Source organism: uncultured Cocleimonas sp. (assembly GCF_947495625.1).
Taxonomy (GTDB): Bacteria; Pseudomonadota; Gammaproteobacteria; order Thiotrichales; family Thiotrichaceae; genus Cocleimonas.
On record NZ_CANLZW010000018.1, the window covers coordinates 22,969 to 36,101 of the forward strand.

The window sequence follows — 13,133 nt, forward strand, 5'->3', positions numbered from 1 at the left end:
CACGCTCGGACTAACATCCAACACTGTAACCTATTAATAAGATTGGGTTAATTTAAATTGTCGATTCGTCCTATACCAGCAAAAATACCAGCATCTAGTATCGACACCCAACTATAAAAATGTGGATAGTACTCATTATGTCTGAGTTTTACAATATTACATCACCATAAAATAATTTTTCGATTCATTTCATGATGCAATATTATGAATTTCAAGTATTCGCTACTAAATCTAGGTATGAATATGATACATCCAAATCAGCGACTTCAAATTACCTAAATCCATTTATCATTGGTTGATATGAATAGTAATTTTCAATACTTTCAAGGTAGATAGAGTGGTAGGCTTGCTTCAAAGTAAACCACACAACAATACTATAATCATAGACAACAGAGTAATTTGTAAAAAATCATAAATTTTGAGTTTTATGATTATCGTAAAACATTAAACCTCATCAACCGCTATCAGGTAGCCTCTTCTTACTAAGGAAAACAATATGATTAATTTTTAAAGATATCTATTTTGGTTTCCAAACACTTCCTCAAAGAGAGATCATTCACACCCACACCATACCAGCTATCAGGTTTTTGGAAAAAATCGAGACCTCTACCAATTTTAACTATCCATCCATTATCAATACGAATTTCACGATCATGCATGTTTTCGTTGACGTTTAAATCTAGCATTACATCTAGCTCTAATAAACTTTGCTTTACATCCTGGAGCCGTTCAGCCATCTCTTTAACGTCAGTCTTCTCATCATAGCTTGTGATTAATTGGATTTTTTTAATTGAAGGCTGCTTTAAAATCGCCTCACAGAAACGTATAAAATTTTGTATCTGATGATTTGCACGAATATATGGGTCTTCGATAATTACCGACTTTGCTCCCTCAAGATACGGCACTATGATAGATTCATAACTGTAACCTGTGGAGTCATAAGTAATTGTGTAGTGTTGCTCTTTGAGCCCTGGCAAGATTACTTCAGCAATTGCGGGGGCTTCCATGTCAATACTATCTGTCAAATGAGAAGCTTCTTTAGCATCTTTTTCAGGTTCTTTTATTACTTCTGGCTTATGACTCTCACCCTCATCATACGACTCTGTGACATAGCCAGGTTTAATAGGATTAAGTGTTGCTTCAACCCCAATTGTCTCTGGACAATCTACTACGATCTCCTTATCTTCAACATTAAAGAATGAAAGCTCAATGTTTATGAATTCATCATCAGGCTTACGTTTGTTCATTTGCTCTTTAACGCGGCGGCGACCTTCAATGGCATAAACCACATACTCTTCAAATTCTTCATCAGAGCACTCTCCATGGGGGTGAAGCATTTTTAGATAAGATGCTACTGTCTTTTTAATACCCTTCTCGTCTCTACCCTCAACACACTTTCCTAGCTTTATACGCTTACTAACTTCTTCGTATCGATTTGTATGCTTAAGCTGATAGTGAAACGCCTCTGCCAAGTAGTCGGTGATAAAACCATAGTTGTCCGTTAAAAACTCAGAGCTATTTTTAGGCATTTCCCAACCAGGCATATACATGCAGAATCTGTCCATAACCGCCAGATCAAACTCTTTAGGTAAAGGTTGAAATAGATCGTACTCTGTAGAATTAACAACCTGCTTAACACCTAAATCCAAATTACCGATAAAGGTCATGCTAGCATCAGCTATGACTTCTGCACCGCGAGAGAAACGGCCATTAGCCATGAAGTCTTTCATGATCTGGATTGTATCCGGATCTTTTACACGCATATTGCCGACTTCGTCGAAGGCAATAGTATCCCAATAACCTACCAAACCGACTTTCTTGCGAGCATTGTTGTAGAACAATGTAGCACTGCTAGTCTGACCGCCAGAAATTAGAGTAGAGTAAGGCGAGAATTCGCTATAAAAATAAGACTTCCCCGTACCTCTTGGACCAAGTTCGATAAAGTTATAATTAGCCTCTACTAGAGGTGCTAGACGCGCCAGAAAATGGAATTTAACGCGCTTACTCAATTTGGTTGGCTCCAGACCAACAGAACGCATAATAATGTCTAACCAATCATCTCTTTTGTATGCTTTCCTCTTTTCACAGTAAGCATCATAGTCAAAACGGCTAAGCTGAATTGGTCGTAAGTCTTCGATATAAAAGGCATAATCGTCTTCTTCAATTTCATTGTGGCAAAGAGTCACCTCAGCCCAAATACCTCCTTCGAGCAAGCGATCATTATTTTTGTAGAACTTCTCGCCAATTGCAATACGCTGTGAGTTGAAATTTTCCAGGCTTGCCCAGTGGCGCTTCTCCTTCTCTACATAGCGAACATGAACTTTATCAATAAACTTATGACGGCCTTTTGTTGCAACTTTAGATTGAGCAGCATTCGCCTCATCTGGGCGAACATAATTATCATTAAGTGTTTCAAGAACAGCGCTTAAACCTTCCTGAATTTCATCTTCATCATCACTGGCACAAAAACGTGCTAACAGAAATTCCAAAACAAACGTCGGTACATTGGTACCTTTTTTGATACGATGCAAAAGGTCTTTTCTTACAGCCTTTCCTTCGAAGTGCTCGAGTAACTTCTCATCTAGTAAGTCCATAAGTTACATATCCATATATTTTGTTTTAAGTTTAACTTGAGCGAATTCAGCCAAGGTGTTCGGATTAAGTGCTTTAATAGTAAAAACACCTTCAAAGTCATCATCCATAATGATAGTAACTTTTTGGCTATCACCTGTCTGCAAACTCACTGTTCGCGTTGCCGCATTCACAGCACCTCCAATCTTCGCTTCGCCAATAACTTCACCTGAATCATTATGTGCTTCTAACAAAATTTCAGTCTGCGCGAACATGTCATCACTAGTAACAAACAACTCAATAACTGGGCGACGTGAGGTAATGACTTTTGTGCCATTTTTGTAGTTCAAAGAAACTTTTGACTGCTGAACCACTTTAGTACGTCCTTTCAATTTCACTTCCATTACGGGCACCACACATTCCTGTAAGGATGCTCCACCGTGGAAGTACAATTTTCCTTTGCTGTATGCCGCCATAGTACTAGGGCCAGCGAGATGACTGTAATCACCTTTAATGCCCGCTTGAGGCGCAGGCATAATAAAATGGTGATGATCGGCGTTACCACTACCGAGCGCAATGCGCTCATGCGTTAGGTACCAATCACCTGCAGGTTTTGGACACACATCACCATCGGTGGCTTGACGATTCATAAAGAAACCATGATCTGTAGCAATTACTATTTGATTAAATCCCTGATTTTGTAACATACTTATAGCTACACGTATGTTTTTTAGCTCTCTCAGAATAACGCTAGGCGCTGTTTTAGGCGTATTTTCAAATTGTGTATCAATCTCAACACTACGTAACACAGCGAGTTCTACTGACTTATCAAATTTGTGGTTATTATCTATAAAATCATCAGCGCGCATTTCTGCAAAGCGGCTACCAAAACGCTTTTCAAAAATTTTCATGCGCTGCGGCACTGTACTTACAGGTATGTCGCCTAGCATAGGAATCATTCCAGAGTCACCTTTTATAATAGACAAGTCTTTACCAGCTCCTGGTAAAAGGCTGGCCATGCCGATTAAGGTTATACTCGGTAGACAAGCATAAGCTGGCTTTAAGGTGATTTCAAATTCATCTTTAAGCTGTTTTTCAAGCTCAAGGCCTAACTCAAAACGTAAGGCATCCACCATCAAATAAGCCACTCTCTGGCCACTAGTCTGTAATTTAGGTGCGACAATCTCATCAAAAACATCAGCATTGTATAATCGTCCCTGGGGTGGCCAACCAGTTTCAGCCAACTGCTTTGTAAAGAGGATTTGTACTTTTTCTGCTAACTTGCGATATTCACGACGCGCCTTATCTATTACAGGAGTTAGCAGACCTAGAGCATCCCAATAGTCCGTCACCGCCTGCTCAAATTCACGTTGTAAGCGATCAGCCTCACGTAAGCTAGTGAGATAATAATCCAACAGCGTGGCCTGGCTAGCACTATGCTCTGGCAACTCACGTAATAGGTCATTACAGGACTCAATCAATCTTTTAGCCGCAGCGACTAAATCCCATTGGGTTTCATTTTCACCACGATTACTCCAAATAGAGACCTTGCGTTGTGAAAGGATTTCGTTAAGCGCTTCAAGCTCGTTATCTTTAATTGCTTTGATCGCCACCTGTAAGAAAGTTCGCTCTTCAAAGGGAAAAGTATCTCTGATCCCTAAGTCATCGACTGACCGACAAACCTGCTCAAGATTTAAATCATTAGGATGCTCTATCTGCTCAGCGTATTTAATATAGTCTTCCTGCTTACGCAGATCCTGACGTAGACCATCACAAAGACTTTCGATAATTGGTTTGGCTGTTGAATTGGCTCTAGGCACTCCGGCTAAGCACGCAGGCAGTTCACCTGGCAGGTCAAATACGAATTCACTAAACAAAACATAACGCCACAATTCTTCGCTAACGCTTTTCCACTTTTTCCCCCGAGTAGTGAGGGTTAAACCCAGCACTTGCTCAAATAGTTGCTTCGCTTCAGCTACCCAGGCCTCATTACTATCCAACTCTTTCTTTTGCGCCGCATCAGGCACCATTAAAGCACTGACTATTTCAGGAGAAGATTCAACATTAAGTAGCGCCCTGAGTGTTGGCCACTGCAAACCACCACCTATGCCATTAATTACTGCAAAACTTGGATTTGGATCTTGATCAAATGCATTGCGTACTTCTGTTTGGTGATCTGGTTTGGCTTTTAAACAAAGGCTCAAATACCTATCACCATCACCATCAGGAAAAACTTCACCACAAGCACTGTAAATACTAAATGGATCTTTTTGTTGATCTTCATCTGTCACCGGTTTGGCCACAGGGACATAAATCAGCAGTTTTTGGCCACCCTCACCAAAACTAATTAAAGTTTCTAAGGCTAACTCACGACTTTCAATACTGGACTCTGAGGTATCAACCACAAAAACCACCTCCGAAGCCATCGATAAACAGATATCGCGATAGCGATGTGCATAGTCATAGACAACTAATACACGTTTATTAAGTCGCTTTTCGAATACTTGTGTCGATATATATTGTTCAATACTCATGTTTACGACTTACCTTATTACTTTCTTATCTTCAATGTAAACTTCAAGTTCAACTTGGGTCATTTCTTTAGCCTGCCAAACCCACTTTGTACCATTACCTCTAGCTGCTGGCGCCTCAACATACTCCCAAAGCTCAGTTTCCAAACCATGTGCAATCGCAATACTTCTATCTTCTTGGCATTTCTTCAGCACACGTTCTGGCCAATAGTTGAAAGCTAGTTTTGACCAATCATAGTCACCGGCTTCTAAACCTGCCCATTTGTCATCTAGCTCCTGACACCAACTACTGTGATTGAATAAATTACGTAATGGCGCAGCAGTAATAACAACACCATCATCTATATCGCAGTTAAACCCTGTCGACAAAACTTCCTGAATACTATCTCTGAAATCCTTAATTTCATCTAGCAAAGACGATAGCTTGGCTTCGTCTGCTAAATTTGATCCTTTGACTTGAGAAAGCTGCTCTTCAATAGTATTCACTGCTGGATCGACCACATCATTCAATACAGTGAATAAGGTTGCTCTATTAAGTTTTTGATAGAATAGCCACACAGTAAAATTACCTGCTGTAGAAGTAAGTGGTAAATAGACAGGAGCAATGCGACTAGAACCACTGTATTGAGAAAGATGATAGTCAAAAAATGCTGTTGGTTTTGTGTAATATTGGCTAAGACTTTCAGAATTAAGCTCTGCCAATAGCTCATCTAATAAACCAGTGTTGTCAGAATATAGTTCAGTCAAAATATCTGGAAGTACATTATCTGCTGAGACGATAAAGTACTGACCGATCGGGACAATACCCTTCATTAGCAACTTTTTAAGTTGACCATCTTTTAATGGCAAGCACTTTAAATCCTGATTAATCTGTGGAACAGGTAAAGGGTCAAAAGGATCACGTTTACCCATTCCAACAGACGTCTGCCAAAAGCGACCAACAAGTCGACCAAATATATTTGAAAGTAAATCTTTAGCTATAAAAGAACGAGCATTATCTTGTTCAACGGGTAATCCAGTTATGGTAGACCAGTTATTCTGAAGTCCTCCATCAGGGAGGTCACTTTCAACCAAATTGTAATAATCCAATACTTTTTGATCAATACAATCCTGGAAATTTTTAATTTTGCATTCTGTTTCTTCGTGAAGAGTAATATAAGCCGATACAGACTCAGATAACGAATGAGAACCAAGAGCAGAATACCAACAACCAGAATATAAACGTGAAACTTCGTTATGCTGACTTCCATATGAAAGGAGATGATAAAGTTTTAAAAAGATTCCAACTAATTTATTTTCTTCAGCGTCCATCTCACTTAAAGGAACAGGCAAAACATTGGCAACGCCAACTTGGAACTCTGGAGTATGAGCCTTACCAAGTTTTAATTTAAAAATGCTATCGAAAACACTACTATTACCAAGAACCAAGTATTTTTCTATCGGCTCATTGAACGAAAAAGCAGACATACTACGCACACTAAATACCGTGCCTTTTGGCAAGACAGATGGAGTATATCGCAAGGCCCTTAGCGGCCATGAAAATCCACTTCTGTAATAGTAATCGGAATTTCGAATAACACTCCTTTCAAAAGCCCTCATCTCGAGTCCGTCATATGCCCAATTACAGACCATTTGAATATCTAAGTAATACGGAGTGGTCTTACCTCCTTTAGCGAAGGTTTGCCATTTATGTTCTAACTCACAATATGCTCCTCCGACTTCAAAGTTATGCGATTGTACAGGCGAGATATTTTCTAGGCTAACTTCCCACCACATTCGAGCAAAGCGAAAGTCATCTCCACTAGCAAGTCCTTGCCGAGCTGACCTACAATCAGATTTAAACTGTGGGTATTTATTAAATACACTACGCAAATTATCAGAAACCCAATATGAAAATGGAGAGCCTGGAATTGCATCAAAACTCGATGGATTAGTAATCAAAACAGATGATAAATCTTTGCCAGTAATTGCCTCATACAATTTATGACCTTTATCTTTTTCATCAACTAATCTAAAACATAACATTTTTGGATACTGATGATATTCGTTGATTTCTGTAAGGCCTGCTCTAATTACACTGTCACACTTCCGAGCTTTAAAATTGCTTTCATTATCTATTGTAATGAAACCAGCTTCTTCTAGACTAGCCAATTCAGAAAGTGCCTGCTCTCTAGAAAGCTTTTCAAGTCTACATTTCTGGAACCTAGGTAAAGAGAAATCACCACTTTTTGATAACTCTACTCCAATTAGCTGTTCAAGAATTTCTCTGCGGTTAGCTAAATCCTCTACACCGCTAGTTGAACGCAAAACATATGCAGCGGTTTCGACCATAGCATCCAGTACGCCACCACCAAAATCTGCAATAAACAAAGGTCTAAATTTACGGAGCAAAACCCGAGAACGCCAGCTTTCATAACTTTTCAGAAAGAATCCGGTCCTACTAGATATAGATCCAAGAAAACCGAGCGGGATAAGTAATTCTTGTGCTCGACTAACAAATGCTTGATAAACATCTGTTGGGCAATCCGGATAATTTACTTCCATATATGATTCTGAATCGACCGAAGGTTTACCAAATGGGGGATTCATCACGATTACGTCAAACTTTAACTTCATTAAGTCAATAAAGGCTAATGAGTGTTCTATATCATCAGCAAACAACTTATTTTTAAAAGCTGTTGTTGAACTACTGCTATTAACAAATCCAGATAAAGCTTTCATTAACTGCTTTTCAGCTCCAGCAAAAAATGAACTATTAAGCCCTTGTACTGAAAAACTAAGATTTAACATCTTATCAATATGCTCTCGACCAAACAAATCATCCTGAATTTCAGATTCCTGATAGCGCTTAAACTCTTTCTCAACTTGCTCTAAGGCTTGGCGAATATCCTTTTCGAGCTTTAGCAGTATGCCCATTTCTCCAGCCAATGACATTTTCTCAGCGATAATATTAAGCAGTTCTGCAAGGAGATTACTTTGGCCGATAGGTAGCTTTGACTTGTAGGCTGACAATTGCTCTTGCTCAATAATCAAAGGTTCAGCACAAATTAAATTAGAGCGCATTATTGTTGGTCGCTCAACAGGTTTTACGCCAACTTCCTCCCAATAACGTTGCCCACGAAGCCATACAGCCAAACCCGCAATTTGAATAGCACGGGGATCTATATCGATACCATATAAATTATGAGAAATAATTAAAGCAGGGATGCTCTTTTGATACTCTTCAAAATTTGGGTAAGTTTGTAGTAATGGCTCAAATTTCTCACGAAGAGGCCAGCCATTCTCTGGTTCTTTTTCCCAGGCCTCCTCATAAATAGCGATCAACAGATCAAAAACATACAAAAGGAAGTGTCCTGATCCACAAGCTGGATCAATTACCCTTAAGCACCTAGGATCCTTTGCCTCGCGATAAGGTACATATGGAATATCACTAGCAGCCTGCTCCTCTGTTAGTTTATCGTCCTTCTGTAAAAAAACAGCTTTTTCATCTATTACCAGATAATCACAAATTTCTGATATTGATGTTTGGCCTTGCTGCATTTCATACCAAGTTTTACCAACAGTATTATCAGTGAGAAATTCAACCACATAGCGTGGAGTAAAGAATTGATTGCGAACAGCCATTTCTCGGCTATTTCTTGGAGCTCTAGATTCACCTCTGGCCTGATCAATTTCAGAACGAACATTCCAGTATTGATAAATCCAGCCAATCGTTTCATCTTCACCCCATAGTATTTCAAGTTCGGCATGATTAATTAAATCAAGTAATTGGAGCAGTACAGTTTCACGTGGAAATAATCGCCCTTGGCTAGAATAACGATTAAATAAAACAGCTAAATCCAAACTTAGCTCATCGAACACGCTAAACAGATAGTGCTGATACGATTGACCAATTTCACCTAAACTGCTCCCAGAAATGCGTTGATATAGCTGAAAGCCTTTAGATTGAAAACCTTGGCTGACTGACTCTATAACGAATTGTCTGGCTTCTGCCATACGTAGTGCCGCCAAGCGGTTTAATACAGTAAATGCTTGCTCTCGAACGATACGATCTAAGGCCTCTATAATGACCGATTTATCCTGATGGGGATCAGACTTATGGTTCGATACAAGATAATGATCTAAAGTATCTCTCAATAGCGATGCCGTTTGTTGCTCGCTAGGACTCAGTGCTGGCAAATCACTAAGCTCCGCAACACTACCCATAACCGGGTCTAAACCATAAATGTTTTGTAATTGCTGGATAAACTCATCGCTGAGCAGTTTACGCGCATCACTCACAAACTTTTGCAGAAGATTACAGGTTGCTTTATCAAATGCCATTATTACTATTCCTAGTCATTCTATTCGCTGTCAGATAATTCAATTCTTATATCTAGCTCGTCGTAGTTTTTAAGCTCTTGTTTAAGGTCTTTGAGCTCTGTAATAACACTATCAATACTTGAAGCTTTTTTTATGTTTTTTGGTACAGTCAGTTTTCTATGAAGTACTTTAGGATTATATTTCCCAGCTGCTTTCTCCTGCACTTGGCGATCATGCTTTTCCTGCTCACGCTGCAAGCGGCGTTTACCAGCAGTATCTTTTACCGATTGCTGTAGTGCACGCAACGATGTAGTAATTTCATAATCACGATTCAATAACGTTTGAATACCGCTTAAGTTTTGTTCGACTTCGCAACTGAATTGTTCTAACTGTCCTAACAAGTTATTACGTTCATCGACAGCCAACTCATCCCAACCAGGGCTTCTTGGTAATTCTTCTTGGGCATTTTTAAGGCCCTGCTCAACATCCTGATTCATCTTGCTGGCTGCATCGGACACGCGAATTCTGATATTACCCAACATGGTTGAGAGATCTGCTCGATACTTATGAAAATCTTCCAGCTTTAAGCGTTGCTGTAACTGCTCAATGTCATCGGCCAATTCTGCTTTCAACTCACCAGGAACACCTGAATTTGGAAGGTTATTGATACCCTTACATTTTGCATCCAACTCCAATAAAGTGGCTTCCAAGCCATAATCCAGACTGACTTTCACCTCAGCTGCCCATTTTAAATTACTATGTAGAGGAGACTCTTCTGCTCCCATGCGTTGGGTCGCATCTGAACAATCATTGAACAGCACATCTCTTAGTGATTGTTGCAACTCCTCCACTCTAGCTTGGCCCGGGACATTGAGGCGATTGAGTTTTTCACCAAGTGCCCCAAACTGTTGTTGAAAAACCGGGAAGTTTTTCTGCGCAGCCTTGCTAATTTCTTCTTCCAAAGGGATGATTATATTGCCATCGGCAATAACCTCACCCAAACGCTTTGCGGCCAAAGCACACATTTCATTGGATGGTCTATCGTCACGTAACGATATGCCAACATTTGCAAAAGATTTGTTCGTTTTAAAAACATCGATCGCTTGTTGCCCGACGCTTGTTAGTTCACGCCCTGCTACTTTGAGTTTAATTTCACCTGCACTAAGCAGAGCAGCTAACATATAGCGAGTGGTATCAATGGACCAGCCGAATTTAGGACGATTAAAATCTTCACTTATTTTTTTACCGTCTATAGTACCGTTACGTTCTATATAGTCACGTATACTGATTAGGCCTTTATGATTTTCGTCGATAGTAAAACTTCCACTGCTGTCCTTTATGACTAAACCTAAAGGATCTGTCTCACTGGTTGCACCACTCAAACCTGCTTTTAAAAACTTCTCCGCTAAAATAGTTTGGCCACGATAAGGGGCTTCACTATATCGCTCGTATACACGTTCTGCTACTCCTTTGAGATGCTTTTTATTCGATTCTAATAAATCTTGAGCAAAGGTATCCACTGCCGTATTGGTTCCTCTGAAGACAAAAGAACCTGCTTGCATGGATCGCTTGAGAATACGTTGTAACTCTGGCTCTAGCTTAGTCTGAGCACGATCTACTTCTGCATTACAGTACTCTTTTACTTCTTTGTCTGCATCGTTACGGTGACGACGATTAATCTCTTCACAACGATAGATGTTAGCTAGTAGGTGATCAACCTCTGGTGGCTTACGTCCCAATAGATAAATTGTATTTTGGTTAGCTTTTTCTCGAGAGTCTATAACCAGTGCGGCCAGATTATTGTCATATTCACTAGGATCAACAAACTCAAGCAATGTTTGAATAGGGTTTCTCTCTCCAGCCAAACCGCTAGGTAGACCATTTGGGCTTTGAAGTTTAAGACCGGTCTCTACCCCCAAAGAACCTTCAACTTGGACTTTGGGTAGTGGCGATAAGCAATCCCTAAGAGCACCACTAAGAATTCTACGTAGATCGATGGTTTTTAAGCCGATTTCATTACGTGCTTGCTGAATTTCAGTTAGCTTTTCACTAATAAAACTCAGGTAGCCATCCTGCTCACTGAAAGGAATAGTGGCTTCATTAATTAACTCATCTACAGCTGAATTGAAAGAAGCCTCATCTTGAGTTTGAGTAATGCTAGATTGCATTAGAGCCATAGTGTTTTGGCGTGTTACTGGGAGATTTGTCAATATCTCTAATACGGCAACTGTTTTAGCGATGTTTATATGTAACTCGCTATCAAAGAAATTAGAACTTTGTACTTTTCCTACTGCTTGATGCTTGGTTGGAAAAGCACGCTTTATGTCTTTTTCTAGGGCGTCATAGAGTGTGACAGTATTTGCAAGCATACCGACATTTTCATTAGCTATTGGCTTGCCGTTAGCTCCTTCCACTAAAACATCTTGGATAACTTTTATAGCGGAACGAAGCCCGATACCACCTGTTGATTTTGCCAGCTGACCAAGTAAAGTAAGTAGCACTTCAAAATGAGCTGGGAGGAATGGATAAAGGTTTACAAAACTCTCTTTGTCGAAGTCTGCGTCGTAAACACGGGCATCCTCCAATTTGGTGGCATGACGCAACGCCTGCCCATTTTTATCAAAAAGCTGACCCAGCTGATCCGCACCCTCAGGGGATTTACCTAACAGCCTGCGATAACAGATTTCTTTAATATCGCTAGATTCCAAATTTATTTGGATAGGAAAGCGGTCTTTTAATTTGAACAATTGCGGCGAGTTAAGGGCAGCCTTTTCATTATCTTCTGTAAGCGTTTGCTGTGCCGTACCAATCATCCATACTTTGCCATCACCGATATTTTTTAGGTTCTTCGCCAAGCCATCCAAGTTAAGAATTAGGTTATCGCGAGAGCCAACATACTGACCTACTTCATCGACGATAAAAATGATGTTCTCTTTACCAGAATGCTGACGAGCAATGTCAATCATTTCAGCAACACGGTCATTTTCAAAACGAATAATATCACTGGCTTCAGTAGAAAATGCGGAGTCGGTTTTAAAGAGCTGCGGATACATCTCATGAGCTATGACTGGAATTAATCCATCAACAATAAACGGATCATTTTGTAGACTCTTCCATTCTTCTCCTTCTGCATGTGTTTTGAATAGTCCCAGAAACTCGTCATACCGACCGTCTTTTTGTAATTTGCGCTCAAAGGCGGCAACTTTGAGGTTTCGAGAATATCCAGCCCATTGCAAGACTTTGTAATACATCACCGTGGCTACATCTTCCATGGTCGCACCAGCGACTTGCTCGGATGCTAAATCTAGCATGATGACTGCTGCTGGAAAGCGCTTTGAAACTGTAGTCAGTAGAGATTTAGTTTGCGCTTTAGTTAGACGATCTTTTAAGTGATCAATAAAGGGGCGACCTTCCACCATAACAGAATCATCAAAGGCTAAGCCAAGGTACTTAGTGAAGGAACTTTTACCTGAACCATAAAAACCAGATACCCATACTCCAACTTCATTTTCACCACCCTGCTCCATAGCCAACTGCATTTTTGAAAGTAGATCGGCGAAGTGCTCTTCGATACTATCAGTAGCCACATATTCAGAGATTTCTGATTTGAGGCGTGTCTCAGCATCAGTTCCGTAACTAATAACCTTCTCGATAGCGCGATCAATACCTTTGGTGGGGTCAAATAGTTGTTTAATTTGCATAGTTCTTCCTTTTATTCCTTCTACTGGA

General features: G+C 40.0%; 4 protein-coding genes. All 4 read right to left on the bottom strand.

Annotated elements, in window-relative coordinates; genetic code table 11:
* Positions 1-500: 500 nt before the first annotated feature.
* From brxL to brxC, 4 genes are read right to left on the bottom strand one after another with little or no spacing between them, the layout of a single operon-like run.
* Positions 501-2,594 (bottom strand): BREX system Lon protease-like protein BrxL, encoded by a 2,094-nt coding sequence (gene brxL, locus Q1A31_RS11330; protein WP_299876410.1) that lies wholly within the window; start codon positions 2,592-2,594, stop codon positions 501-503.
* 3 nt (positions 2,595-2,597) lie between these two features.
* On the bottom strand, positions 2,598-5,105 hold the full coding sequence (locus Q1A31_RS11335; RefSeq protein WP_299876412.1) for a PglZ domain-containing protein: 2,508 nt from the start codon (positions 5,103-5,105) through the stop codon (positions 2,598-2,600).
* 9 nt (positions 5,106-5,114) lie between these two features.
* The gene (locus Q1A31_RS11340; protein ID WP_299876414.1) at positions 5,115-9,425 is read right to left on the bottom strand and encodes a DNA methyltransferase; all 4,311 of its coding nucleotides are present in this window, start codon (positions 9,423-9,425) and stop codon (positions 5,115-5,117) included.
* Positions 9,426-9,445: 20 nt separating this feature from the next.
* A complete protein-coding gene (gene brxC, locus Q1A31_RS11345; protein WP_299876416.1) occupies positions 9,446-13,105 on the bottom strand; it encodes a BREX system P-loop protein BrxC in 3,660 nt (1,219 codons plus the stop codon).
* Between the last annotated feature and the right edge of the window lie 28 nt (positions 13,106-13,133).